21 protein-coding genes are annotated in these 24,861 nt (G+C 63.5%); 9 read left to right on the top strand and 12 right to left on the bottom strand.

The genetic code is table 11. The features are described from left to right. Window positions 1-94: 94 nt before the first annotated feature. Both cydD and cydC read left to right on the top strand, forming a co-directional pair. A complete protein-coding gene (gene cydD, locus K1X15_RS04665) occupies window positions 95-1,816 on the top strand; it encodes a thiol reductant ABC exporter subunit CydD (RefSeq protein WP_240549666.1) in 1,722 nt (573 codons plus the stop codon). Window positions 1,817-1,827: 11 nt separating this feature from the next. Then, window positions 1,828-3,465 (top strand): thiol reductant ABC exporter subunit CydC, encoded by a 1,638-nt coding sequence (gene cydC / locus K1X15_RS04660; protein ID WP_240549665.1) that lies wholly within the window; start codon window positions 1,828-1,830, stop codon window positions 3,463-3,465. Between the two features lie 21 nt (window positions 3,466-3,486). On the opposite strand, the gene K1X15_RS04655 is transcribed toward cydC, so the two are convergent. Beyond that, window positions 3,487-4,209 carry a Crp/Fnr family transcriptional regulator gene (locus K1X15_RS04655; RefSeq protein WP_220306316.1) on the bottom strand — a complete coding sequence of 241 codons (723 nt, stop codon included), beginning with the start codon at window positions 4,207-4,209 and terminating at the stop codon, window positions 3,487-3,489. Between the two features lie 179 nt (window positions 4,210-4,388). On the opposite strand from K1X15_RS04655, the gene K1X15_RS04650 reads away from it, so the two are divergent. From K1X15_RS04650 to K1X15_RS04635, 4 genes are all read left to right on the top strand, one after another. Beyond that, window positions 4,389-4,613 carry a hypothetical protein gene (locus K1X15_RS04650; RefSeq protein ID WP_220306315.1) on the top strand — a complete coding sequence of 75 codons (225 nt, stop codon included), beginning with the start codon at window positions 4,389-4,391 and terminating at the stop codon, window positions 4,611-4,613. Window positions 4,614-4,689: 76 nt separating this feature from the next. Beyond that, window positions 4,690-6,948, top strand: coding sequence for a heavy metal translocating P-type ATPase (locus K1X15_RS04645; protein ID WP_220306314.1), 2,259 nt, complete (start codon window positions 4,690-4,692; stop codon window positions 6,946-6,948). Next, a complete protein-coding gene (cueR, locus tag K1X15_RS04640; RefSeq protein WP_220306313.1) occupies window positions 6,948-7,355 on the top strand; it encodes a Cu(I)-responsive transcriptional regulator in 408 nt (135 codons plus the stop codon). Before K1X15_RS04645 ends, cueR begins: the two co-directional genes overlap by 1 nt. A gap of 1 nt (window position 7,356) precedes the next feature. After that, complete coding sequence (locus K1X15_RS04635; RefSeq protein ID WP_220306311.1) at window positions 7,357-7,557, top strand: heavy-metal-associated domain-containing protein; 201 nt, start codon at window positions 7,357-7,359, stop codon at window positions 7,555-7,557. A gap of 218 nt (window positions 7,558-7,775) precedes the next feature. Here K1X15_RS04635 and K1X15_RS04630 read toward each other — a convergent pair whose 3' ends face one another. From K1X15_RS04630 to K1X15_RS04620, 3 genes are all read right to left on the bottom strand, one after another. Next, a complete protein-coding gene (locus tag K1X15_RS04630) occupies window positions 7,776-8,726 on the bottom strand; it encodes a substrate-binding domain-containing protein (RefSeq protein WP_220306310.1) in 951 nt (316 codons plus the stop codon). A 103-nt stretch (window positions 8,727-8,829) separates the two neighbouring features. Continuing rightward, a complete protein-coding gene (locus tag K1X15_RS04625; RefSeq protein ID WP_220306309.1) occupies window positions 8,830-9,834 on the bottom strand; it encodes an ABC transporter permease in 1,005 nt (334 codons plus the stop codon). After that, entirely contained in the window at window positions 9,815-11,356 is a 1,542-nt protein-coding gene (locus K1X15_RS04620) for a sugar ABC transporter ATP-binding protein (protein ID WP_220306308.1), read from the bottom strand. The genes K1X15_RS04625 and K1X15_RS04620 overlap by 20 nt, the downstream gene beginning before the upstream one ends. Window positions 11,357-11,569: 213 nt before the next feature. Here K1X15_RS04620 and K1X15_RS04615 point away from each other — a divergent pair, with 213 nt between their 5' ends. Beyond that, the gene (locus tag K1X15_RS04615) at window positions 11,570-12,592 is read left to right on the top strand and encodes a LacI family DNA-binding transcriptional regulator (RefSeq protein WP_276315307.1); all 1,023 of its coding nucleotides are present in this window, start codon (window positions 11,570-11,572) and stop codon (window positions 12,590-12,592) included. 36 nt (window positions 12,593-12,628) lie between these two features. On the opposite strand, the gene K1X15_RS04610 is transcribed toward K1X15_RS04615, so the two are convergent. From K1X15_RS04610 to K1X15_RS04595, 4 genes are all read right to left on the bottom strand, one after another. Further along, window positions 12,629-14,293 carry an ABC transporter ATP-binding protein gene (locus K1X15_RS04610; RefSeq protein ID WP_220306307.1) on the bottom strand — a complete coding sequence of 555 codons (1,665 nt, stop codon included), beginning with the start codon at window positions 14,291-14,293 and terminating at the stop codon, window positions 12,629-12,631. Between the two features lie 10 nt (window positions 14,294-14,303). Next, the gene (locus K1X15_RS04605; protein ID WP_220307434.1) at window positions 14,304-15,431 is read right to left on the bottom strand and encodes an ABC transporter permease; all 1,128 of its coding nucleotides are present in this window, start codon (window positions 15,429-15,431) and stop codon (window positions 14,304-14,306) included. Window positions 15,432-15,487: 56 nt separating this feature from the next. Further along, window positions 15,488-16,495 (bottom strand): ABC transporter permease, encoded by a 1,008-nt coding sequence (locus K1X15_RS04600; protein ID WP_220306306.1) that lies wholly within the window; start codon window positions 16,493-16,495, stop codon window positions 15,488-15,490. Between the two features lie 171 nt (window positions 16,496-16,666). Further along, complete coding sequence (locus K1X15_RS04595; protein WP_240549732.1) at window positions 16,667-18,694, bottom strand: ABC transporter substrate-binding protein; 2,028 nt, start codon at window positions 18,692-18,694, stop codon at window positions 16,667-16,669. 358 nt (window positions 18,695-19,052) lie between these two features. Between K1X15_RS04595 and K1X15_RS04590 the strand changes: the two genes are divergently transcribed. Next, window positions 19,053-19,832 (top strand): helix-turn-helix domain-containing protein, encoded by a 780-nt coding sequence (locus K1X15_RS04590; protein ID WP_220306304.1) that lies wholly within the window; start codon window positions 19,053-19,055, stop codon window positions 19,830-19,832. A 5-nt stretch (window positions 19,833-19,837) separates the two neighbouring features. On the opposite strand, the gene K1X15_RS04585 is transcribed toward K1X15_RS04590, so the two are convergent. Both K1X15_RS04585 and melA read right to left on the bottom strand, forming a co-directional pair. Beyond that, window positions 19,838-21,379, bottom strand: coding sequence for a tryptophan halogenase family protein (locus tag K1X15_RS04585; RefSeq protein ID WP_220306303.1), 1,542 nt, complete (start codon window positions 21,377-21,379; stop codon window positions 19,838-19,840). Window positions 21,380-21,552: 173 nt separating this feature from the next. After that, on the bottom strand, window positions 21,553-23,007 hold the full coding sequence (gene melA, locus K1X15_RS04580) for an alpha-glucosidase/alpha-galactosidase (protein WP_220306302.1): 1,455 nt from the start codon (window positions 23,005-23,007) through the stop codon (window positions 21,553-21,555). Window positions 23,008-23,105: 98 nt separating this feature from the next. On the opposite strand from melA, the gene K1X15_RS04575 reads away from it, so the two are divergent. After that, a complete protein-coding gene (locus tag K1X15_RS04575) occupies window positions 23,106-23,972 on the top strand; it encodes a helix-turn-helix domain-containing protein (protein ID WP_220306301.1) in 867 nt (288 codons plus the stop codon). Here K1X15_RS04575 and K1X15_RS04570 read toward each other — a convergent pair. Continuing rightward, complete coding sequence (locus K1X15_RS04570; protein WP_220306300.1) at window positions 23,969-24,475, bottom strand: SRPBCC domain-containing protein; 507 nt, start codon at window positions 24,473-24,475, stop codon at window positions 23,969-23,971. The two genes, K1X15_RS04575 and K1X15_RS04570, sit on opposite strands and share 4 nt — an antisense overlap. A gap of 11 nt (window positions 24,476-24,486) precedes the next feature. Continuing rightward, window positions 24,487-24,828 carry an ArsR/SmtB family transcription factor gene (locus K1X15_RS04565; RefSeq protein WP_220306299.1) on the bottom strand — a complete coding sequence of 114 codons (342 nt, stop codon included), beginning with the start codon at window positions 24,826-24,828 and terminating at the stop codon, window positions 24,487-24,489. Window positions 24,829-24,861: the final 33 nt, after the last annotated feature.

Raw genomic sequence — 24,861 nt, 5'->3', positions numbered from 1 at the left:
TTTGGGGCACCGCCTCGCCTTGATCCAAATCAATATGCTTCGCAGAGGCCACCGCTAGATTGCGAATGGTCAGCCCCACCGCTCAAGATATTCAGTGACCCGCCCAACCAGCCCTGCCAGTACCCGGACCCTTGCCCGCCTCCATTCGAGAGGGGGTGCAGCGCTCGCCCTCGCCATTGTCGCGCCGCTGATCGCAGGCCTGCTGTTGGTCTGGCAGGCATGGTCGCTGTCCGATGTTCTGGGTCGCGCCATCGAAGGGGGCGAACCCATGCCGGCGCTGCTGCCCGGGGTCGGCGTCGTCGTCGGCTTGCTGATTGTGCGCGCGGCGCTGGGAGCCTTGGGCGAACAGGCCGGCATCGTTGCCGCCGAAACCATCAAGCAGCATGTGCGGCAGGTCCTCTTCACCCAGTTGCTGGCGCGTTCGCCACGCGCGGCACAATCGACGGCATCGGGAGCCGCCGCGTCGGCCATTGTCGACCAGGTCGAGGCTCTCGACGGCTATTTCGCACGCTACCTGCCGGCGGCCCTGCAGGCGGCCCTCCTCCCGCTGGTTTTCGGTGCCGTTATCCTTCCCCTCGATTGGGTCGCGGGCGTGCTGTTCCTGGCCACCGCGCCCCTGATCCCCATCTTCATGGCCCTTGTCGGCTGGGGCGCACAAGTCGCCACGGATCGGCAGGCCCGTGCCCTCTCGCATCTCTCCATGCGCTTTGCCGATCGGTTGCGGGGGCTGATGACGCTCAAGCTTTTCGGGCGCGCGGCACAGGAGACTGCCGGCATCCTCGAAGCCAGCGAGGCCCTGCGCATCCGCACCCTCAAGGTCCTCCGCATCGCTTTCCTGTCCTCGGCGGTCCTCGAATTCTTCGCGGCGCTGGGCGTCGCGGGCATCGCCCTTTATGTCGGGCTGACCTTCATCGACTACCTGCACCTGCGGACTGGTCCGCTGACGCTGCAACTTGGGATGTTCCTGCTGCTGATGGCGCCGGAGGTCTATAATCCGCTGCGCCTCCTGGCGGCGCACTATCACGACCGCGCCACGGCCAGGACCGGACTTGAGGAAATTGAACGACAACTTGGGGCGATCGCGGACGAACCCACGCCAATGCGGGACATCGTTCCGCGCACGGGCCCCGCAATCGGCGTCGATCTGGCGCAGGTGACCCTGCGCACGCCTGACCGGCTGAGGACAGTGCTGCAGGATGCCAGCCTGCACGTCGCAGCGGGGCAGCACGTTGCCCTGCTCGGCCCCAGTGGCACCGGCAAATCGACCCTGCTCGAGGCCCTTGCGCGCTTGCGCGACCATGAAGGCGGGCTTCGTCTGGCCGGCCGTGCCCTTGCGGATTGGCCGGAAGACGAACTGCGGGCCCGCACCTTTCTGCTCAGCCAGAAACCGCGCCTGATCCATGGCAGCATTGCCCACAATATCGCCCTGGGTCGTCCGCACGCCTCGCGGGCCGAGATCGAGCGGGCGGCAGACCTTGCCCTGGTCAGCCCTTTCGCGGCGGCGCTGCCCGACGGGCTCGACACGATCATCGGCGAGGATGGGGTTGGGCTCTCGGGAGGGCAAGCGCAACGCGTCGCCTCGGCGCGGCTCTTCCTGCGCGATGCCGGCCTGATCCTGCTCGACGAGCCCACGGCGCATCTCGATGCGACCACGGAAGAGGCGTTCATCTCGGCCATCCTGGACCATGCCCGGGGCAGGACGCTTATCGTGGCGACCCATTCCCTGGCGCTGGCGAGCCGCATGGACCGGGCCTGGCGCATGGCCGACGGGCACCTTCTGCCGGCGCCGATCACCCGGGAAAGGGTCGTCGCATGAAGGCGCTGGCAATGTTTTTTCCGCTTTTTCAACGCCGTAGCCGCGCCCTGCTGGTGGCGTTGCTCCTGTCTCTCATCACCCTTTGTGCCGGCGTAGCGCTTCTGGGCACGTCGGGCTGGTTCATCACGGCCACGGCATTGACGACGGCCGGGCTGGGCTTCAACCTGTTCGTACCCTCCGCAATGGTCCGCGGCCTGTCCTTCGTGCGGATCCTGTCCCGCTATGGGGAGCGGCTGGCGGGGCACGACGCGACGCTGAGACTGCTGTCCGACCTGCGCGGCTGGCTGTTCGCAAGGCTGTTTCCGCGCCTGCCGCTTCCAGATCGTTCCCTGCGCCATGGCGATCTGGTGTCGCGGCTGACCGCCGATGTCGACGCCCTGGACACCGCCTTCCTCGTCGCGGTAGGGCCACTGCTTTCTGCCATCATGGTCGGCGCTGCGATGACCGCCTTGCTTACCTGGCTGCTACCCGCAGCGGCCCTGCCCTATGGCGTGGCGCTCGCGGCGGCGGCGCTGGGCGTGCCAGCCGTAATGGTGATGCGCAGTCGCCCGCTGGGTCGGGACAGCGTGGCCGCACAAGCCGAATTGCGCATGAGCGTGCTCGATGGCGTCCATGGCCACACCGACCTGGTGCTCCTGGGACGGCTGGGCACCACCGCTCAGCACTTCGCCTCTGCGGGTCGCGTCGCGGCCAGGCTGCGTCGCCGGCTGGGCGCGGCAAGCGCCCTGGGGAGTTTCAGCGTTCAGGCGCTCGCGGCCCTGGCCCTGCTCGGCACGCTTTGGGCGGGCCTGAACGCGCTCGATAGCGGCCAGATCGAGGGTCCGGTGCTGGCCGGATTGATGCTGGCCGTGCTCGGCAGTTTCGAGGTGACCAGCATCATCGTGCGCAGCACCGCCAAGGCCAGCCAGGCCATGGCTGCCGCCGAGCGGCTGGTCGCGCTGGCCGAACTGCCGATACCGCTGCGGGACCCTCCCAGACCGGCCGTGCTTCCGGCAGATGGTGACATTATCCTTGAAGGGGTCCGCTTCGCCTATCCGGGCCTACCCGTCATCCTGGACGACCTGTCGCTCACGATCGGTGCCGGTGAACATATAGCCATCACTGGCGCCAGCGGCAGCGGCAAGTCGACACTGTTGAACCTCCTGTTGCGGCTGGCGGAACCACTATCGGGTCGCATTCGCATCGGCACGGTTCCCCTGCCCGACCTAGCCATTTCAGAACTCCACGCACATATGGCGCTGCTCAGCCAGGACAGTCCGGTATTCATCGACACCATCCGCAACAATCTGCTGATCGGGCGGGCCGAGGCCAGTGACGACGACCTTTGGGCCGCCCTTGCACTGGCGCAGCTCGATGCGCATGTCCACGCCCTGCCCGACGGATTGGACACTATTCTGGGCGAGGCAGGGCGAACGCTTTCGGCCGGGCAGGCGCGCCGGCTGTGTCTGGCCCGCGCCCTGGTATCGAATGCCCCGGTTCTGCTTCTGGACGAGCCGACCAATGCGCTCGACCGCGACACGGAGGAGGCATTCTTCCGGGTCCTGGCGACGGCGACCAAGGGGCGAACCGTTGTCCTTGTGACGCATGCGGTCCTTCCCGCCGGCACCGTCGACCGGATTCTGACGCTGCGTGCGGGGCAGTTGGACTGACGCGCGCGGCAGGAGGTGCCGTCAGCCGCAGCGCAGTCTCAGGCGTGCAAGGTCAGGGACGGTCACGTGCCGATTGCCAAGGATCTCGATGACGCCGTCTGCCTTGAGCCTGCTGATCTGGCGGCTCACGGTCTCGATCGTCAGCCCGAGGAAGTCGCCGATATCGGCGCGGGTCAGCGGCAGCTCGAAGCGGGTTTCCGGCTCGACCTCGGTCGGGTCGATATGGGTGGCGATGAGATAGAGAAAGCTGGCCACCTTCTCTGCTGCGGACTTGCGGCCAAGCGTGACCATCCAGTCGCGGGCTTCGTCCAGTTCCCGCAGCGCCTGGAGCATGACCAGATGCTCGAGCGCCGCGCTTTGCGTGAGCAGCGTCTCCAGCGCCGGCTTGGGTATGAGGCACAGGTCGACCTCGGACGCAGCCTCGGCGCTCACCCGGCTTTCCGCCGCAAAAGGCCGTCCCAGGAGGTCGGGCGCGAATTGCAGCCCGACGACCTGCTGGCGTCCGTCCTCAAGCACCTTGGACAGCTTGACCACGCCCCGGAGCACGTTGGCATAGCTGGAGATCGGCATGGCGTCCGCCAGCAGTTCCTCGCCCGCGTCCTTGCGGACGCGCCGCGTGGACTTTGCAAGTGCCAGCAACTGCTCGGGATTGAGGGCGCCGCAAATGCCCTGGTGTCGCGCCTCGCAGCTCTGACACAAGACAGGAATATCGGAATTGTGGATGTCCTTGCGTACCGTCTGCATGTCGAACTCCTGACCCTGACAGAGATATGCCGGAGGCCAGATGTCGATAAGGCGCAAGCATGTCGCAGTGCCAACTGGTCGCAGGAGCGGCAACACTTGCGCCTCTTGTCGCCTAGCCAATATTGGCAGGTTGCACCACTGGACGGCCCGTGTATCCATTGCAAGCAGGAGGGCAATGGATGCAAGTCAACGTCTTCATTTCGACCGGCACGGACGACAGTCCAAGAAAGTTGCTGGTCCTCCCGATCGATCCGGGTGCGGCCATACCCAGTCATCTGCGGAGCACAGAGTGGCAGCATTTCGCGACGACGCTGGCGAGCGACAAGCTGCTTGGCGCGCAGGCCGCAGTGATCGAGGCCGACATTGCCAGGAATGGCTATAGTCTGGTCTCGCCGACCGGCTAGCGCATTATTCTTTCACCGCACCCTTGACCTTACCATGATGGGAAGGTCCATATAGGGATGGACGAGGTGAAAGACCATGAACGAACACGTCCATCACAACCACGCCGCCGCCCCGGTTTCGCTCGATATCGAAGGCATGACCTGCGCCTCCTGCGTCAATCGCGTGGAGAAGGCCCTGCTGAAAGTCCCCGGCGTCGAGAGCGCGTCTGTCAACCTGGCGACGGAGCGGGCCACTGTTTCCGGCGGCGACGCCGAAGCCCTGGTCAAGGCCGTCGAGAAGGTCGGATATAAGGGCAGCATCCGCCAGCCCGATGCCCCCGCGCATGATCACGCCCACCATCACGATGAGGATGCGGCCATCCTCAAGCGCGACGTGATCATCGCCGCCATCCCGACCATTCCGCTGTTTGCCCTGGAAATGCTCGGCCACATCCACATGCCCTTCCACATGTGGCTCATGTCCGTCGTGCCCACGAATGTGCTCTACGGCGCCTATTTCGTACTGGCCACCTTTGTGCTGTTCGTGCCCGGCCTGCGGTTCTTCCGCATCGGACTGCCGGCCCTGTTCCGCGGTGCGCCCGAGATGAATTCGCTGGTCGCGCTCGGATCCGGCGCAGCCTGGCTCTATTCCACCATCGTGACCTTCGCACCCCAATTGGTACCCGCGAGCACGCGCTATGTGTATTTCGAGGCCGCAGCCGTCATCGTCACGTTGATCCTGGTCGGACGCTGGCTCGAGGCCATCGCCAAGGGCCGTACCGGCGAGGCGATCCGCCAATTGATGCATCAACAGGCCAGGACGGCGCGCATCGAGCGCAATGGCGAGGCCGTCGAAGTGGGCGTCGATGCGGTGCGCGTGGGAGACATCGTGCTGGTCCGGCCCGGCGAGAAAATCGCGGTGGACGGCGAGATCGTCGAGGGCGAAAGCCATATCGACGAATCCATGATTTCGGGCGAGCCCCTACCGGTCACCAAGGGTGTCGGCGCGGATGTGATCGGGGGGACCCTGAACACATCCGGCAGCTTCCGATTCCGGGCCACCAAGGTCGGTGCCGACACCATGCTGGCGCAGATTATCCGCATGGTCGAGGACGCGCAGGCCGGCAAGCTGCCGATCCAGGCGGTTGTCGACCGCATCACGTCAGTCTTCGTGCCGGTCGTGATCGGTGTCTCGGTCCTGACTGCGATCGTCTGGTTCCTGGTCGGGCCGCAGCCCTCCCTCACCTATGCGCTGGTCAATGCCGTCGCCGTGATGATCATCGCCTGCCCCTGCGCCATGGGCCTGGCCACGCCCATGTCGATCATGGTCGGAACGGGCCGCGCGGCGCAGTTGGGCGTGCTGTTCCGCAAGGGCGAAGCCCTGCAGCAATTGCGCGACGCCAGCATCGTCGCCTTTGACAAGACCGGCACGCTGACCGAGGGCAAGCCAGTGCTGACCGATCTCATCCTGGACGATGAGTTCGAGCACGATGAGGTTCTCGCGCTGGTGGCGGCCGTGGAGTCGCGGTCGGAACACCCAATCGCCACGGCCATTGTCGCCGCCGCCGAAAAGGCGGGGCTGGCCCTGGGCACGGTGACCGAGTTCACCTCGAATTCGGGGACCGGCGTGACGGCCCGTGTCGATGGACGGCTGGTATCGGTGGGCGCCGAGCGGCATATGAGCCACCTCGATTTCTCCGACTTCGCGGACGCCATCGGCAAGCTCGCAGCCGAGGGCAAGACCCCTGTCTTTGCCGCCATCGACGACAAGCTCGCTGCGGCCATTGTGGTGGCGGATACGATCAAGCCCACCAGCAAGGCGGTGATCGAGGCACTGCATGGCATGGGGCTCAAGACCGCCATGATCTCGGGCGACAACAGGCGGACTGCGGAGGCCATCGCCGCGCAATTGGGTATCGATGAAGTGCGGGCGGAAGTGCTTCCGGCCGACAAGGTCGAGGCGATCAAGTCCTTGCGCAAGAACGGGTCGGTCATTGCCTATGTCGGCGACGGCATCAACGATGCGCCGGCCCTGGCCGAAGCCGATGTCGGCATTGCCGTGGGATCGGGCACCGACGCGGCCATCGAAAGTGCAGACGTGGTGCTGCTCGGCGGCGACCTAAAGGGCGTGCTCAACGCCCTGACCGTCAGCAGGGCCACGCTCCGCAATATCTGGGAAAACCTGTTCTGGGCCTTTGGCTACAATGCCATCCTGATCCCGGTGGCGGCCGGCGTGCTGTATCCGGCGTTCGGTATCCTGCTGTCCCCGATGATCGGGGCCGGAGCGATGGCCTTCTCCTCGATATTCGTTGTGGGCAACGCGCAGCGCCTGCGTGCAGTCAAGGGAGTGTCGTGATGAACATCGGGCAGGCCGCATCGAGTTCCGGCGTATCGGCCAAGATGATCCGCTATTACGAGCAGATCGGGCTGATCACCCCGCCTATGCGGACAGACAGCAATTACAGGGTCTATGGCCCCGACGAGGTGCATGTGCTGCGCTTCATCAAACGCGCCCGCACGCTGGGGTTTTCCGTCGAGGAGACTGCAGCGCTGCTCGGCCTCTGGCAGGACCGGTCCCGCGCCAGTGCCGAGGTCAGGGACATCGCCAGCAGCCATATCGCGGCGCTGGAAACCAAGATTGCCGAACTGCAGGGCATGGTGAAGACACTGAGCCATCTGGTGCATTGCTGCGCCGGGGACAGCCGGCCCGATTGCCCCATTCTTGATGATTTGGCCGGCTCGCCGGCCCAGAAAGGAAACTGAAATGACCGAGAAAATCACCCTCACCGTCAACGACATGACCTGTGGTCATTGCGTTGGCACCGTGCGCGGCGCGCTCGAAGCGGCCTTGCCGGGCACCCAGGTCGAGATCGACCTTTCGGCCCACAAGGTCAGCTTCACCGGCGACCGGACCAAGGGCGAAGACGCAATCCGGGAGGCCGGTTACACGCCTGAGCCGGCCTGAGAACACAAAACTGGTGAGCCCCCGCAACGCCAAGGAAGGCGGGCATCGCCCGGAACTCGGGCGGAGAGATAGCGGGATTCGCGTGTCACCATAACGACGCCGCAAGTCCCTGAAAACAATGAGAAAGGGGCGCCCGACATGTCGGACGCCCCTCTTTCGATCATCGGGCAGGAGGCATATCACGTACCGGCGCGATATGCCTGGCCGAGCGCCCGACGTCAGAACGGGCTTTCCGCGTCGAGGAATTCCTCGACATTGTCGGCCGTGATGACCGTCGAGTCGAGGATGTAGCGGCCGGCGACCTGAATACCGCCGGTGAAGTGCGAGGTCGTCAGCTCGATGGCCGTGGCGATCATCGCGGGGCTGTAGCTGACGTCGATCGGGACCAGCTTGTCGCCCGCCTGCACGCGCTGCAGGATCTGCTGCATGCCTGCGCCGCCAACGATGAACAATTCGTCCTCGCGGCCGGCCTGCTTGATGGCCTCGATGGCACCCAATGCGATGTCGTCATCCTGCGCCCACACGCCCTTGATGTCCGGGAAGCGGGTCAGGAAGTCCTGCATCACCTTGAAGCCGTCATCGCGGTTCCAGTTGGCGAATTCGTCATCCAGGACCGTGATGTTGGAGCCTTCAATGCCGGCCATGAAGGCGTCGAAACGCTGCTGGTCGATCGGGATCGGCAGGCCGCGCAGGATGACGATATTGCCGCCATCGGGCATCGCCTGCTTGAAATACTCAGCCGAATTGGCCCCCAGGCCCGGATTGTCGCCGGCGACGTAGAGGTTTTCCACGCCATCGATGGACAGCTGGCGATCCACCACGGTGACGAACTTGCCGGCGTCCTTGACCTGCTTGATGGCAGAGGTCATCGCATCCGGATCGCCCGGAAGGATCACCAGCGCATCGATATTGCGGGTCGAGACCATGTCCTCGATATCGGCGATCTGCTTGGGCGCATCGGCGGCCGAAGCGAAGACGAAGCTGACATCGGGATAGGTGGCGGAGAGCCGGTCGATCGCCTGCTGGGCGAAATAGTTGACGCCACCGGTCCAGCCATGGTCGGCCGCCGGCACCGAGACGCCGATCGTGACCTTGTCCTGGGCCATGGCAACGCTGCCCAGGCTGCCGGCCACGACGGCCGCTGCAAGTAGGGATTTCACCAGTTTCATTTCAGTCCTCCCAAAGATGCCCTTGTGGGCAGTGTGTAGTCGTTTTGCGGGAGCGTCCGGCCGACCATGACCGGTCTCGCTCCAACTTCTCCCCCGGCGCCCGTCAGGCGCTGCGGCGACCGCGCTGCAGCAGCACGGCCAGAATGATGATGACGCCCTGGAATGCGCCGTTCAGATAAGGGCTGATGAAGCTCTGCAGGTTGAGGATATTGCCGATCAGCCCGAGGATGATCACGCCGACCACCGTGCCCCAGACCCGGCCATAGCCGCCCTTGAGGGTCGTGCCGCCGATGATCACGGCGGCGATCGCCTCCAGCTCCCAGAGCACGCCCGTGGTGCTCGATGCCGAGCCCAGGCGCGGCACATAGAGCAGCACCGCCACGCCGACGAGAACGCCTTGCAGGATGTAGGTGATCAGCCGGACATTATCGACATTGATGGAGGAATAGCGCGCCACCTGTTCGCTCGACCCGATCGCGGCGCAGTAGCGGCCAAAGGCGGTTCGGCGCATGATGATTTCGCCGGCAATGGCGACCAGCGCGAAGACGATGATCGGCCAGGGCACGCCCAGAATGCCGTTGTAATAGACCGGCCGATAGAGGTCCGCGACCTGGAAGTTGAGCGAGAGGGTGCCGCCGTCGGCAAGGAAGGTCACCAGCGAGCGGAAGATGCCCATGGTGCCCAGGGTGACGATGAAGGCCTCGATGCGCCCCCGCGTGATCATCAACCCATTGCCGATGCCGGCAGCACCACCCACCGCCAGGCCCGCCGCCATACCGATGAGGATTACGCCCAGCGATATCCCCATCGATGGGATCAGGGCATTCATGACGATGATCATGATGCCCGCCACCACCGCCGCCATGGAGCCCACCGACAGGTCCAGCCCGCCGGAGGTGATCACGAAGGTCGCGCCAATGGCGATGATGCCGATGAAGCTCGACCGTGCCAGCACGTTGGTGATGTTGTTGTAGCTGAGGAAGTTCTCGTTGAGCGAAATGCCCAGGAGAACCAGCAGCGCCAGGGCCACGAGCGGCCCTATGGTCTTGAGATCGGGGCGAAAACCCCGGTTCGGCTTTGCCGGAAGGTCAGGCGCTGATACGCTCATCGTGTCCACTCTGCTTGATGCCCGCGGCGTACCGCATGATTTCTTCCTCGGTGATCTCGGCGCCTTCCAGCACGCCGGCGAGGCGACCGGTGCGCACCACCACGACGCGATGGGAGAGGCCGATCACCTCCTGGAGTTCGGAGGAGATCAGGATGATCGATTTCCCCTCCGCGGCGAGCGCCGCGATGATGTGGTAGATCTGCTGCTTGGTGCCCACATCGATGCCGCGCGTCGGCTCATCCATGATGATGATGTCCGGCTCGCTCTCCATGGTCTTGCCCAGCATGAGCTTCTGCTGGTTGCCGCCGGATAGCCGCCCCACCGCAACCGAAGCATCGCGCGCCCGGATGTCGAAGCGCCGCACGGCGCGCGCCAGGGCGGCGTCTTCGCTGGCACTGTCGAGAAAACCGAGCTGCAGATGCTTTTTCAGCGTCAGGAGGGTCAGGTTGGGCCGCAATCCCATGTTGAGCAGCAGCCCCTTGCCCTTGCGGTCCTTGGTCATATAGGCGATCCCGGCATCGACCGACTGGCCGACGCTGGTGAAATTGACCGGCTGGCCCTCGAGCTCGACGGTGCCCGCGCTGCGTCGCATCAATCCCACGACTGCCTCGGCGATGGCCGTGCGCCCGGACCCGATCAGCCCCGCGAAACCGAGCACCTCCCCGCGGCGCAGATCGAAGGAAATGTTCTCGATGCCCGCCGCGGACAGGTTGCGCACGCGCAGCACCACATCCGCGTCGACATTGGGCTCATGCTTGGGTGGGTAGAGGTTGGAAAGCTCGCGCCCCACCATCATCTGGGCAATGCTGTCCGGCGTCAGCGCCTCGGTACCGACGGTGGTGATCAGTTGGCCATCACGCAGCACGGTGACGCGATCGGCGAGGTCCATGATCTCGTCGAGCTTGTGCGAGATGAAGATCACAGCCACCCCCCGCGCGGTCAATCGGCGGATCTGCTCGAACAGGGTCTGCGTCTCGCCCACCGAAAGCACGGCGGTCGGTTCATCCATGATCAGCACGCGCGCATCGCGGCTGATGGCCTTGGCGATTTCCACCATCTGCTTGTCGGCAATCGACAGCGAGGCAATGCGCGCGTCAGGATCGACCTTGACGTGGAGCGTGTCGAGAATTTCGACCGAGCGACGGCGCATCTCGGCGATGTCGAGGAAACCGAAGCGCTTGAGCTCGCGCCCGAGGAAAATTGATTCGGCCACCGTGAGGTGTTCCGCCAGGTTCATTTCCTGGTGGATGAGCACGATGCCCATGGCTTCAGCCGCGCCATTGGGCGGCAACACCACGGGCTGTCCATCGAAATGAATTGCGCCAGACGTCGGCTGCTCGATGCCCGAGAGGATCTTGATGAGGGTCGATTTGCCCGCGCCATTCTCACCGATGACGGCATGCACCTCACCGGGCCGAATATCGAAGTCGATGCTGAACAGCACCGGAATCTCGCCGAATGACTTGGAGATGCGATGCGCCGACAGAATCGGCAAAGCGCTCGTCCCCTGGGCACCATCCATGGCTTGACCTCTCCCCGAAGCCCGGTCCGCTTTGTTGCGGAGCTCTTGGCTGCAAGTTCGATGTAAAGGTTTTCATGATTGATGTAAAGGTTTACAGAAGAGGATAAAGGTATGGCGATCTGCGGATGAACGTGGCGGAGGGCACGGCATCTGCTAAAGGCAGGAGCGTGCTGGGCTTTCCCAAGTCCGGTTCGAAGGGCGGAGCAACCCCACGTGCAGCAGCATAAGCTGGCCACCATCGAAGATGTTGCCGCCATGGCCGGGGTTTCCATCGCCACGGTCAGCCGCGCCATCAACGAGCCGACCAAGGTGGCCGATGCCACAAGGCTCCGCGTCACCGACGCCATTGCCCGCACCGGATACACCACCAATGCCATGGCAAGATCGCTGCGCATGCGGCGGTCCAACATGATCCTCATTCTGGCCCCCGACGTGGGTGACCCGAACTTCTCCAACATCCTGGTGGGTCTCGAGACCGAGGCCAGCAAGCGCGGCTACGGGCTTTTGATCGGCAATACGCAGAACGATCCCAACCGCGAAACCGACTATCTGCGGTTCATCAGTTCGAACCAGGCGGACGGGCTCATCTTGTTCACCGGCCACCTGCCCTATGGCATCGGCCAGGGTCCGGACGCGGCGCGCCTGCCACCCATGGTCGCCGTCAACGAGCCCGTGGTGGGCAAGGACGTACCCTTTGTGGGGGTCAACAATTTCGAAGGCGCGCGCGTTGCTGCGGAGCACCTGATTTCACAAGGCCATCGCCGCATTGCCTTTGTCGGCCGCGCGCCCAATCGCGAGATCAGCCGGTTGCGCGAAGAGGGCTATCGCGCGGCCCTCAGCGGCGCGGGCCTTGCCATCGATCCGCGCCTGATCATCGACGGCGACGGCACGACGGAAAGCGGCCGGGCCGCCGCCGAACTAATGTTCGTGCGCGACGCATTGCCGACGGCCTTCCTCTGCGTCAACGATGCCACTGCCATGGGGGTCATCATCGCCCTCAACGCGCGTCGCTACGACCTGCCCCGGCAGTTCTCGGTCATGGGGTTCGACGACATCACCTTTGCAAGCTTCCTCACGCCATCGCTGACGACGATGAAGCAACCCCGCCACCGCATGGGCGAGGCCGCCATGGAGCTGCTGCTGACCCTGCTGGCAGGCGAGCAACCGAAATCGCGCGAAGTGCTGCTTCGGGCCGAACTGATCGTGCGGAATTCGGTCAGCCGGCCGGGCATCTAGCAGGCACTCTACTCCACCTCGTCGGTCCCCTCCGGGTCAGGCCGCGATCTCGAACGCTGCCCGCACGAGGCGCCTGGTATAGTCGGTCTGTGGATTGACCAGCACGTCGCTGACCGGCCCCTGTTCGACGATCTTGCCGTGCTGCATCACCATCACGCGGTGGCACAGGGCCCGCACGACCTTGAGGTCATGGCTGATGAACAGATAGCTCAAACCCTTCTCGTCCTGGAGCTTGCGCAGGAGGTCGATGATCTGCGCCTGCACGGAAAGATCGAGCGCCGAGGTCGGCTCGTCGAGCAGGATGAATTCCGGCTCGAGCGCAATGGCCCGGGCGATGGCGATACGCTGGCGCTGGCCGCCGGAAAATTCGTGCGGAAACCGCTGCAGGATGTCGCCGGGCATGCCGGCATCGACCAGCGCCTGCCGGACCCGATCGACCCGTTCGCGTCCATTGGCGCCGATATTGTTGACGATCAGCCCTTCCTCGATGATCTGGCGGATCGACATGCGGGGGTTGAGGCTGGCAAACGGGTCCTGGAACACGATCTGCATGCGGCTGCGCAGGGGTCGCATGCCCTGGCGGTCCTTGTCGTGGATCGGCTCGCCATCGAAGAATATCTGCCCGCCCTGGTTGCCGATCAGCCGGATCAATGCCTGCCCGAAAGTGGTCTTGCCCGAGCCGCTCTCGCCGACGATCCCGAGCGTCTCGTGGCGCATCAGCTTGATGTCGAGATTGTCCACGGCCTTGAGGTCGAAGAAGTCGGGATTGAAGAAGCCACCGCGCTTGAGCGTGAAGGTGACCTTGACCTCCCTGCCCTCAAGGACGGTCTCATGCGCCCCCTCCTCCAGCGGCAACGCGGTGCCCTTTGGCTCCGAGGCCAGCAGATGCTTTGTGTAGGCATGCTGCGGATTGGCAAACAGCGCTTCGGTCTCGTTGTGCTCCTGCACCCGGCCGTTCTGCATCACATAGACATATTCGGAGAACTGCCGGACGATCGTCAGGTCATGGGTGATCAGGATCACCGCCATGCCGTACTTGTCCTTGAGGTCCTTGATCAGGTTGAGGATCTGCGCCTGGACGGTCACGTCGAGCGCCGTGGTCGGCTCGTCGGCGATCAGCACGTCCGGCCGGTTGGCAAGCGCCATGGCGATCATCACCCGCTGCCGCTGTCCACCGGAAAGCTGGTGCGGATACTGCTTGAGGCGTGCGGCGGGCTCGGGGATCTGCACTTCCTCGAGCAGCTTTTCCGCGCGCGTCATGGCCTCCCTGGCGGAGACCTTGTTGTGCAGGTGGATGATTTCGCAGATCTGCTGGCCGATCGTATAGACCGGGTTGAGCGAACTCATCGGCTCCTGGAAGATCATGGCGATGTCGTTGCCGCGCATCTTGCGCATCTGCGCATCGCTCATGGTCACGACATTCTGGCCCGCCAGCGTGATCCTGGTCTCGGGCAGAATGCGCGCGCGCTTGGTCAGCAGCTTCATGACGGTGCGGGCGGTAACGGACTTCCCCGAGCCGCTCTCACCCACAAGGGCAATTGTTTCGCCCTTGTGCAGCTGGAAGGAAACATCGCGCACGGCGTTGACGATGCCGCCCTCGACCTTGAAATCGACGCCGATATTGCGGGCATCGAGGATCAGTTCACGCCCATGATTGCCCAGGTCGTGACGTTCGGAGGGCGCCAGGTTCTTGTCGGTCATGTCCGGCTCCTCAATAGGGATCGATGGCATCGCGCAGGCCATCGCCCAGCGCGTTGAAGGCGAAGACGGTGATCAGCACGAAAATCACCGGCGAGAGGATCCAGGGATACGATCCGATCACCGAGAAGGTGCCGGTGTCCTGCAGCATCAGGCCCCAGGAGATCAGTGGCGGCTTCACCGCAAAGCCGAGGAACCCCAGGAAGCTCTCCAGCAGCACGACCGAGGGAATGGCAAGCGTCACGGCCACAATCACATGGCTGAGGACGTTGGGAAGGATATGCCTGGTGATGATGCGGGCATCGCTCGACCCCACGGCGATCGCCGCGCGCACATAGTCGATCCGGGCCAGGGACAGGGTCTTGGACCGCACTTCGCGGCTGAGCTGCGCCCAGCCCAGCACGGCCATGACGCCGATGACAAAGGCGATGAAGACGTTGGAGGGGGCGGTGACCGGGATCAGCGAAGTCAGCGCCAGGTAGAGCGGCAGTTGCGGGAAGGCCAGAACGAATTCGACAAAGCGCTGCACCCAGGCGTCGAGCGCTCCGCCGATATAGCCGGAGGTGATCCCGACCAGGGTCCCGACAATCGTCGTCATCGTCACCACGGCCAGCGCGATCATCAGGCTGATGCGCGATCCAACGATGCCGCGCGAGAGGATGTCCCGGCCAAACTTGTCGGTTCCCAAAAGCTGGATCGGTCGCCCGTCCACCGCGCCGAAGAAGTGGATATCGGTGGGGATGACCCAGAACAGGTAATAGCTGTAGCCCTTGACGAAGAAGCCCGTGGGCGTGGGGTTGGATTTGTCCGCCCCGGTCAGCGGCTGGAAGGTGACGGGGTCGAATTCGCCAGTATCACCAATTGGATAGACATGGGGGATGAGACTGAAGTTTCCGCTAGGATCCTCGAAGGCGATCACGTCGGGTGGCGCGAAGGGCAGGTTCGGCTCCTTGGGATCCATGGGCGCGAAGAAGTCGGCAAAGACGGCGATGATCAGCAGCATCACCACCAGGACCAGGCCGATCATGCCCATGGTCGAGCGGCGGAAACGCCGCCAGACCAGGGTTGCGTAGCCCTCGGCGCGTCCGGACAGGCGTGTCGCCACCGGCGCGACATCGGCTTCCTCTGCGGGCGTGCTCATCGGGCCGCCGCTGACGTCCGTTGGCAGGGGTATGGAGGAATGTGTGTCGATCTTGCTCATTCACCGCCTCCCAGGCGAATCCGCGGATCGAGGGCAACCAGCAGAATGTCGGAAATGATGTTGCCGATGATCAGCGTTGCGGCGAGCACCAGCATGAAGGTTGCCGTCACATAGACGTCGCCGACGCCCATGGACCCCACGATGGCAGGTCCGACGGTGGCGAGGCCGAAGACGATGGCGACTTCGATTTCGCCGGTGAGCATGTAGGGCAGGACCACGCCCTGATAGGCGACCAGCGGGTGCAGCGCGTTGGGCACGGCATGCTTCATGATCACGGCGCCTTCGGGCAAGCCCTTGGCCCGGGCAGTCTCGACATATTGGGAGTTGAGCACGTCGAGCAGGTTCGCTCGCATGACACGCATATTGTAGGCCAGTCCGCCGAAGGTGGCGATGAACACCACCGGCCAGACATGCTGGATCAGGTTGACGAACTTGTCCCAGCTCCAGGGCGCGCCGCCATAGCGGGCGGAGAAGAACATGCCGACTTCGCTGACGTTGAGCCGGAACACCAGCAGGTAGAGAATGATGATGGCGAGCAGGAACCGGGGGATGGTCATGCCCAGGAAGGAGACGATGCCCAGAAGGGTGTCGATCCACGAATATTGGCGTGTCGCCGCCACGATGCCGAGCCCGATGCCCAGCAGCGAGGCCAGCAGGTGGCAGGTCAGGGCCAGCAGGATCGTCGCCGGCAGCCGCTCGGAAACGACCTGGCCAACATCCTTGTTGTAGAAGAACGAATGCCCGAAATCGAAGCGGGTCACGATCCCGGTGATCCACCGGAAGTACTGCACGATGATCGGATCGTTGAGCCCGTTGGCCTGACGATAGGCCTCGGCCTGGATCTCGGCGAGATCGGGCCGCACGCCGCCCTGATTGATCAGCATGGAGCGGATGGTGTCGGCGTAGTCACCCGGCGGCGCCTGGATGATGGCGAACGTCACAACGCTCAACAGCAGCAGGAGCGGTATCGCGCCCAGAATGCGCAGGGTCAGAAATCGGAGCATGGACGGCCTCACTATCGGGGCTGAAGAACCCTTGCCCAGCCCTGCCACCGGTGGGAAGAGGGGCGGATCGCGACTGTGCCACGGTCCGTCGGGTTGCTGAATTGGCTCCCTTGCCCTTCCCGGGGAGGGGCGAAGGTGAGGGGCAGCGGGGCCGCCCCTCTGGTTTGCCTATTACATCGGGCCGGCACCACCGGGCTCGCCCGGCAGGGTTTCGGGATGCAATTCGTAGTCGCCCTGCTTGTCCTCGGGGACGAAGACGCGCTCGCGGATGATGTTGTCTTCAGCCCAGTTGAACATGAAGATCGGGGCACCAGCCGGGATGTTGGCAAAGCGCTTGTTGATGATCAGCGCACCCGGATACTGGGTCAGGCCCACCGAATAGACGTTTTCGGTATAGAGGCGCTGGTACTGCTTCATCAGTTCGGCGCGTTCGGCATTGTCGCTGGACGCAATGAACTTGTTCACGACATCAACCAGCTCCGTCTCGAAGGGCAGCAGGTCGACCGTGCCGTCCGATCCGGCGCGGTGGAAGTAGCTGGTCCGCGGCCCGGTGGGGGCAAGGGCAGCCGTTCCCTGGACCACCGAGACCATTTCCGATCCCTGGCGCTCCACGCTCCAGTCATATTGGCCGGACTGGGCGATATCGTCCCGCGCCGTGCCCGACTGGAAGTTGGCGATCACGCGGAGGCCGAGTGGCTCCATCTGGGCAATCACGCCTTCGGCAAGGTTGGTGTCGGTGCCGTAGTCGGTATTGGCCAGAACGGTGATTTCCACGTCAGCGCCGCCGGCAGTGCCTTCAGGGAAGTTGCGGATACCATTGCCGTCGGTGTCCATCAGCCCCAGGCCATCGAGCAGCGCATTGGCCGCTTCCAGGTTGTAGGGATAGTAGACGGTGGAATCCTTGTCGTAATAGGTCGTGCCTGCATAAAGGCCACCGGGATAAATGGCCGTGAAGGGGCCGCGCACCAGGGAATCACCCAGGCGCTGCCGATCGACCGCCATCGTCACCGCCTTGCGGAAATCTAGATTGCGGTTGAGTTCGCGCACGGCCTGGCCGCGTTCATCGGGTTCGCCCCAGCCATTGCCGGAGAGGTTCATGCGCAGCGCATAGCCGATGGTACGGGCACCAAACTGCAGGCGGGCCGGAGCGCTGTCTTCGGCCGAGCGGCGCAGCGCCTCGACATAGCTTTCAGCCTGTTCGAGGTTGGAGAAGTCGCCCGAACCGGCCACGGCCTGCACGTCACGATCCGCCCAGGTCGAGAGGCGATAGTGCATCTCGTTGAGATAGGGCAGCTGGTTGCCGTTCTCGTCGACCTTCCAATAGTAGGGGTTGCGCCGCATGACGATGATGTCGTCCGGGCGATATTCCACCGGCACCCAAGCGCCCATCACCGGAATATTCATATATTCGGGCGGGAAGGCGTTCTTGTATTCCTCATAGGTGTTGTCGGCGTTGTATTTGGGATGCTCCGGCTTGAGGATGTGGCTCGGACCCGGACAGAACGTGCCATAAGCCATGGCATAGAGGTACTGGGTCGGCCGCACTTCCTTGAAGGTCCAGCGGATGGTGTAGGCATCGAGCGCTTCAAGCGTGGTGCCCTCGCCAAAGGTCTCTGGCGTGCCGCCATTGAGCGGGGAGACGTTGGGATCGAGGATATTGTCGTTCCAGTAGAACATCACGTCTTCTGAATCGAACGGGTCGCCGTCGGACCATTTAGCGCCTTCGATCAGGTGCATGGTCAACTGGTGGCCGTCCTCGGACCATTCCCAGCTCTTGGCCAGGTTCGGCATGGGCTCGAGTTCGTCGGCCTTGACCTCGAAGAGCGGTCCGGTGCGCGTCAGGCACTCGGAAAGGCCGATGTCGATGCCGCCCCAGCCCTGGCTCTGGCCGCCAATATAGTTCCAGCCTTCGGGCCGGCCGCCAATGACGTGGCGCATGGTATCGCCATAGACGCCAATGCCGTCGGGCATGTTGGCGGCCTTGTAGACCATCGGCTCCTTGGGCAGGCGCTCGGCCACCGGAGGCAGCTTGCCGGTCTCGACATATTTCGAGGTCACCCAGTCGGGCTCGTGATATTCCGGCAGTGCCCTGAATTCGAGGATATCGGATATGCTGACGAAATTCGGCTCGCTCTGTGCGGCGAATTCCGGCGGATCCGGTAGCTCACCTGTCAGTTCCTGTGCCGGCAGAGCCAGCATCGAAACGGACAGCAAAAGTCCTGCCCCGCCAAGGGCATAGATGTGCTTTTTCAATAGAACCTCCCATCGCATACGGGGCCAAGGCGGTCATGCCCGGGTCGGTTTCTCCTCACCGACCCCTGCGCCCGTACATGAACAAAGCCTACCCCTTGCGAAGGGCGAAACAATCCGGAATGATAGTGACTAATTCCGGCTTCCTAAGAACTATGGGAAAAGTATGACTGTTATCGAGGGGGCGGCCCCGCCCGCGCGCCGACGGGAAAAGGCACCGCGGCCGACACCACGGCCGGACCGCAGTTTCTATGCATCCGGAAAGGCCTTTGGCCGCTTCGGAATCCGGGCGTTTCCGCCCCAGATCATGCCCGAGCCGCACAGCCATGGCCATATCGAGTTCAACTGGCTGACCACCGGCACCATGGACTACATGTTCGATGGCGGCCCCCTGACCGTGGGCGCCAACCGGCTCGTCGCCTTCTGGGCGGGCATCCCCCATCAGACCGTTGGGCTGCGCGACGTGGACAATGCCCGCCAGCTCAACATCTATCTTCCGGTGGACGCGTTTCTCGAAATGCCGCAACTGGGCCGTCTCACCGAAACGCTGATGGGCGGCGGCGTCATTCAGCTGGCGCCCGAATGCATCGGCCTTGAGACCCTCGAGCGCTGGTATGGCGACTATCGGAGTGGCAATTCCCTGCGCTCCGATCTCGTGCGCGCCGAGATCGGCACCATGTTCCGGCGCGCCGCCATCACCGGCTGGGACGAGCTGCTGCCGGCTTGGCTGGAAAAGACGACGTCCCGCAGCCGCACTGCCAGTCCGGTCCGCTATGTGGTGCGGATGGTCCGGCATATCGTCGAGAACATCACCGATCCGCTGACGGTGGACAGCATTGCGGAAGTGGTTGGGCTGCACCCCAACTACGCCACCAACCTCTTCACCAAGGTGATGCACATCTCAGTGCAGAAATTCGTCACCCGCATGCGCCTGATCCGGGCGCGAAGCCTCCTGTTCGACAGCAACATGGCCATCGCCAATATCGCGTTCCAGTCCGGCTTTTCCAGCCAGACCCAGTTCTACGAGCACTTCCGCAAGGCCTATGGCATGACCCCCAGCCAGATGCGGGAAAACAAGATCGGATAGAACCCCTACCCCATCTCCTGCACGATGCGCAGGAATTCGGCATGGCCGAGTGCCTGCTTTGCCGCGGCGCGGTATTCGCGCACCAGCCCGTCAAACGTCGCGCGCGCGAACTGCCGGAGCGCGGGATCGGCTTCCATCTCCTTGCGCGCCAAATCCTGATCGAGCAATCCCAGGCCGTTCAGCACCGGATAGTGCAACTGGGTCTCGATATGCGGCAGCCCGCCGAGATAATTCGGGAAATGCTCATGGCGCGGCATCTGCTTTTTCCAGCGCGCCAGCCGCTCCTTTGTCTCGGGATGGATGCGGTTGGCCCGCACCTCGCGCCAGAATGGGGTATCGTCCCGCTCGGTCACATAATGGGTGTTCACGAAGGTTCGGAAATCATCGACCTGCCGCCCGACCCGGGCATTGTAGTCGTCGCGGGCCTTTTGCCCGATCTTTTCGGGCCGGTCCATATAGCGCTGGGCGAACAGCATCATCTGGACGATGGTGCCGTGGATGGAGGTGGATTCAAGCGGTTCGAGGAAGCTCGAGCTCAAGCCCACTGCCAGGCAATTGCCGATCCAGGCCTTTTCCAGCCGGCCGATCTGGAAACGGATATCCCCGCGCACCTCGATCTCGTGCCCCAGCGCGCTTTCGATCTCGGCCTTGGCTTCGTCGGGCGTCGTGAACTCGTCGGAAAACACGTAGCCGCAGCCGAAGCGGGTGCGCGTGGGGATCTGCCACATCCAGCCCGAACTCTGCGCCCAGGCCCGCGTATAGGTCGGCAATTCCTCGCCTTCCTTGACGTCGATCCAGAAGGGCAGCGCCCGATTGACCGGCAGTTCATGGGCATAGGATATCCAGGGCGCCTGCAGCGCCTTGACGATGAGCTGCTTGCGGAAGCCGGTCGCGTCGATGAAGAAGTCGCCTTCGAGATGCTGGTTGCCCTCCAGCACCAATGCGGTGATGTCACCCGTTTCGGGGTGGCGCTCAATGCCTTCCACCAGCGCATCGACCTTTTCGACGCCCTGTGACTTGCTCGCGAAGAACTTGCCCACCAGCGCCTGGTCGAAGTGAAAGGCGTGGTGAAAGGGCCCGAGCGGGATCAGGCTGCCATCCGGCCTTTGCGCATAGGGCGCCTTCCACTGCTCCAGCAGCGGCTGGAACAGATGCATGTCCTGCACCGGCTTGCCCGCGGCCACGGCATAGACATTGAGATAGTCCGATGGCGCCCCCGCGGGAGCCTGCACGACCAGGTGCGGATCGTCGATCGGCCCGTAATAGGTGAACCCCTTGCGCCGCCAGTCCTCGTGCCGGATGCCCAGTTTGAAGCTGGCATCGGTCTTTCTGAAAAACTCGAACTCGTCGATGCCGAAATGCTTCAGCAGCACCCGGAATGCCGCCGTGGTGGCCTCGCCGACCCCCACGGTCGGAATCTTCGAGCTTTCGACGACCGAAATCCTGAAATCCAGCCCGCGCCTGCGCGCTTCATCCTGAATGATGAAGGCCGCGATCCACCCGGCCGTACCGCCCCCGACAATGACGTAATGGGATGGTTTGTCCATCGCCTGTCCTCCCTTGGGGTCACGCTAGAATTGGGTCAGGGCGGACACAAGCTGGCACGCGGGTGCCCGTCCACATCTTCTTAGGAAGACGGAACTCTTCCTCAGAATAGCGAAAGCGGCTCGACGTGGGTGGCGAGCCGCTTTCATGACGCCGGGAGGAGCGTCGGAAACGATCAGTGATGCGCGCCGCTCATTTCGCGCAGTTCTTCGACAGATCGGACGCGCTTGCGGGCGGCGCCTTCCCAGTCGCGGGTCTTCACCGTCGAGCTGGCCATACGCTCCTTCGCCGCCGGCACGGCCTCGGCATATTGGGGCAGCCACTGCGCCTGAGCGACGACCATTTCGTCGACCATGGCCCAAACCTCGTCTGGCGTGCAGATGGCGCCGACTAGCGGGTCATGCAGCACGGCGAGCTTGAGCGTATCGATATCGCCGGTCATCGCCGCTTCCACGGACAGACGCTGCACCGAGACCGAAACCGAACAGGTCGCCGCGCAAGCCGTGGGCAGGGTGATGCCCTCGATCATGTTGATGCCGAAGCGATCGACATAGCCCGGGCTCTCGATGATCGCATCATCGGGCAGGTTGGTGATGATACCGTTGTTGCGCCGGTTGAAATGGCCGCGATAGGGCCTGCCGGTTTCCATCGCCTCGATGATGTAGCTGGCGTGCTCGCTGGTGCGCTTGTATTCGGAAAGCGGCTTATTGGCCTGCTCCTTGAACATGGGGAAGTCGGTCTCGAACCAGTTCCGGCGTTCCGTCGAATAGCGCAGATAGCCGCCGGTCTCGCCATGGATCCAGTCGCTCATGTCGATCCAGCGGCCGATTTCCTCGGGCCGCTTGCGATACCAGGGCAGGTATTCGCTGAGGTGGCCGTTCGACTCCGTGGAATAGACGCCGAAGCGCTTGAGCACGTCGATGCGTACCTTTTCCTGGCGGGAATAGACTGGGTGGCGCTCGAAGGCGGCGATCAGCTCGTCCTTCTCGATCTTCCGGCCCTTGGCGCGAATGTCGATATACCAGGTCTGGTGATTGATGCCCGAGCAGACATAGTCCAGCTCGCTGTCATCCACGCCCAGCACCTGGGCGATCTGGTGCGCGCCGTGCTGCACGCCGTGGCAGAGGCCGACCACATTGACCCCGCCATACATCTCCGCCGCCCAGGTATTCATGGCCATGGGGTTGGCATAGTTGAGGAACAGCGCGCCGGGCTCGGCAACCTCACGGATATCCTTGCAGAAATCGAGGATCACCGGGATGTTGCGCTGCCCATAGAGAATGCCGCCGGCGCAGATGGTGTCGCCAACGCATTGGTCGACGCCATATTTGAGCGGAATGGAGATGTCGGTGGCAAAGGCCTCGAGCCCACCCACGCGGACGCAGCTCATGATGTAGCGCGCGCCGGTGATCGCGGCCCGCCGGTCCGTCGTCGCCGTCACCTTTGCGGGCAGCTTGTTGACCGAGACGATGGTCTCGATGATCTGGCGCACCATGTCGAGATTGTGCGGATTGATGTCGGTGAGCGCGAACTCGCAATCGACAAACTCGGGCACCTTGAGCAGGTCCGATATGAGGGTTTTGGTGAAGCCGACCGAGCCGGCGCCGATGACGGTAACTTTGAACGACATGGATCCTCCACGGGCGCATCGGCCCTTCGTATTGCTTCAGAACTAGCCGCCACAGCCGTGAGGGTGTAGAGAAAGCTTGTGCGAACGCGGGTAATTTTGTGCTCACCACCCTCCTGAACCATGGCTTCGACATCCGGCGGCTGGCAACAGCGCGCAGCGCCGCGCCGCTCCATTGCATGGTGGCCAGCGCCGGCTATGAACAGCGCCGCAACGAAGTCTATTCATGGGATGGCATGAAGCGGGGCACGGCGCCCTTCCTGGTCATACAGCACACCACTTTTGGGGAGGGCCGGCTGGATCATGCTGGCGTGCAATATCGGCTGACCCCGGGCAAAACCATGCTTGTGACCATGCCGCATGCCCATCGCTACTTCCTCGAGCGCGGTGGTCATTGGGAGTATTTCTGGCTGCTGCTCAACGGCAGGGAAGCACTGCGCCTGGCCCGGGAAATCCTCGACGCTGCCGGTCCGGTGCTGACGCTCGGCGCCGAACAAGTCGACCGCCTGTCCGCCGCGACCCTCAGAGCCATCACGGCCAGCGATCCCACGCCGGGCCAGGCCTCCGTGCTGGCCTATGAGGCCATGACCGCATTGCATGACGGCGTCTTCGGGCTGCGCCCGCCCCCGGAAAACACCCTGCCCCCATCGATCGAGCGTGTCATTGCCTATATCGAGGACAATCTGGGCAGTTCACTGCAGGTGGAGCGGCTTGCCGACATTGCCGAGATGAGCCGGGCCCATTTCGTGCGCCGTTTCACCCTGGCCATGGGCCGGCCGCCATCGGACCATGTGCTTGAGCAGCGTCTGGCCCGCGCCGAACGCCTGCTTCTGGCCACCGAGATGAGCGTAGGCGAGATCGCCAGGCTCACCGGCTTTGCCGACGGCAATTATTTCGCCAAGGTGTTCCGGAAGCACCGCGGCGCGGCGCCGCTGGAATACCGCGCCACGCGCTTTGAGGCAGGTTAGTCGCGGCCCTCGGCCTTGAGCCGTTCGAGGATTTCGTCGAACTGGACCATGGAGACATTGGCGCCCCACTCCATGCCGGAATCGACCACTCCATTGCGCATCTCGAAATCGGGGAAGTTCGAGACGGACCGATAATGGGTCTTGCCGTCGCGCTCCTCGAAATGGTGCTCCTCGTAATAGCGCTCATCCTCCTCGGCCATTCCCTCGACCACGAAGGTGTTACGGATCATTGATTTGGGCTCAACCGCGAGATAGGTGCCGAACATCACCCACCGCGTTCCGTCGGGCGAGATGCCCACGATCCGCCATTTGCCACCGGTGCGCACGTCGTATTCGATCACCTCATTGTTGCCGAACCCCCACCAGTGGGCGACGTGCTCCCGCTCGGTCCACACTTTCCACACCAGCGCCAGAGGCGCATTAAAGGTGCGGGACATGATGATCAGTGGTTCATCCTCGGGCAGTTCGGTCTTGAACGGATTGGGAAAGGCCTGGTCGTTCATGGTGGTTCTCCTCAATTCTTGCTGTCAGATGCGGGGGTCTGGAGGCGCGCAAGATAGGCGTCGAGTTGATCCAGGTTGCGCTCCCAGAACTTGCGATAGGTCTCGAGATATCCCGCCACTTCGCGCATCGGTGCGGCATCGAGCCGACAGGGGCGATACTGGGCCTGCTTCCCCCTGGTCACGAGGCCGGCATTCTCGAGCACCTTGATGTGCTTGGAGACGGCGGCCAGCGTCATGTCGAAGGGTTCGGCCAATTCATTGACGCTCGCCTCTCCGGTGGAAAGGCGCGCCAATATGGCGCGTCGCGTCGGGTCGGCCAGGGCGGCCAGAGTTGTGCTCAGCGGATCGCTCATTGCTCAACCATTCTCTATTCAACTACTACGTTA

This window comes from Devosia salina, from assembly GCF_019504385.1.
GTDB lineage: Bacteria > Pseudomonadota > Alphaproteobacteria > Rhizobiales > Devosiaceae > Devosia > Devosia salina.
This window is presented reverse-complemented; position numbering and strand designations above follow the sequence as displayed.

What these genes read in the sequence shown, in the direction of transcription:
- cydC (WP_240549665.1), top strand. Translation starts at nt 1,828, where the DNA reads ATGTTTTTTCCGCTTTTTCAACGCCGTAGCCGCGCCCTGCTGGTGGCG.
- K1X15_RS04655 (WP_220306316.1), bottom strand. Translation starts at nt 4,209, where the DNA reads ATGCAGACGGTACGCAAGGACATCCACAATTCCGATATTCCTGTCTTG.
- K1X15_RS04650 (WP_220306315.1), top strand. Translation starts at nt 4,389, where the DNA reads ATGCAAGTCAACGTCTTCATTTCGACCGGCACGGACGACAGTCCAAGA.
- K1X15_RS04645 (WP_220306314.1), top strand. Translation starts at nt 4,690, where the DNA reads ATGAACGAACACGTCCATCACAACCACGCCGCCGCCCCGGTTTCGCTC.
- cueR (WP_220306313.1), top strand. Translation starts at nt 6,948, where the DNA reads ATGAACATCGGGCAGGCCGCATCGAGTTCCGGCGTATCGGCCAAGATG.
- K1X15_RS04635 (WP_220306311.1), top strand. Translation starts at nt 7,357, where the DNA reads ATGACCGAGAAAATCACCCTCACCGTCAACGACATGACCTGTGGTCAT.
- K1X15_RS04630 (WP_220306310.1), bottom strand. Translation starts at nt 8,726, where the DNA reads ATGAAACTGGTGAAATCCCTACTTGCAGCGGCCGTCGTGGCCGGCAGC.
- K1X15_RS04625 (WP_220306309.1), bottom strand. Translation starts at nt 9,834, where the DNA reads ATGAGCGTATCAGCGCCTGACCTTCCGGCAAAGCCGAACCGGGGTTTT.
- K1X15_RS04620 (WP_220306308.1), bottom strand. Translation starts at nt 11,356, where the DNA reads ATGGATGGTGCCCAGGGGACGAGCGCTTTGCCGATTCTGTCGGCGCAT.
- K1X15_RS04610 (WP_220306307.1), bottom strand. Translation starts at nt 14,293, where the DNA reads ATGACCGACAAGAACCTGGCGCCCTCCGAACGTCACGACCTGGGCAAT.
- K1X15_RS04605 (WP_220307434.1), bottom strand. Translation starts at nt 15,431, where the DNA reads ATGAGCACGCCCGCAGAGGAAGCCGATGTCGCGCCGGTGGCGACACGC.
- K1X15_RS04600 (WP_220306306.1), bottom strand. Translation starts at nt 16,495, where the DNA reads ATGCTCCGATTTCTGACCCTGCGCATTCTGGGCGCGATACCGCTCCTG.
- K1X15_RS04595 (WP_240549732.1), bottom strand. Translation starts at nt 18,694, where the DNA reads ATGCTGGCTCTGCCGGCACAGGAACTGACAGGTGAGCTACCGGATCCG.
- K1X15_RS04590 (WP_220306304.1), top strand. Translation starts at nt 19,053, where the DNA reads ATGCCCGAGCCGCACAGCCATGGCCATATCGAGTTCAACTGGCTGACC.
- K1X15_RS04585 (WP_220306303.1), bottom strand. Translation starts at nt 21,379, where the DNA reads ATGGACAAACCATCCCATTACGTCATTGTCGGGGGCGGTACGGCCGGG.
- melA (WP_220306302.1), bottom strand. Translation starts at nt 23,007, where the DNA reads ATGTCGTTCAAAGTTACCGTCATCGGCGCCGGCTCGGTCGGCTTCACC.
- K1X15_RS04570 (WP_220306300.1), bottom strand. Translation starts at nt 24,475, where the DNA reads ATGAACGACCAGGCCTTTCCCAATCCGTTCAAGACCGAACTGCCCGAG.
- K1X15_RS04565 (WP_220306299.1), bottom strand. Translation starts at nt 24,828, where the DNA reads ATGAGCGATCCGCTGAGCACAACTCTGGCCGCCCTGGCCGACCCGACG.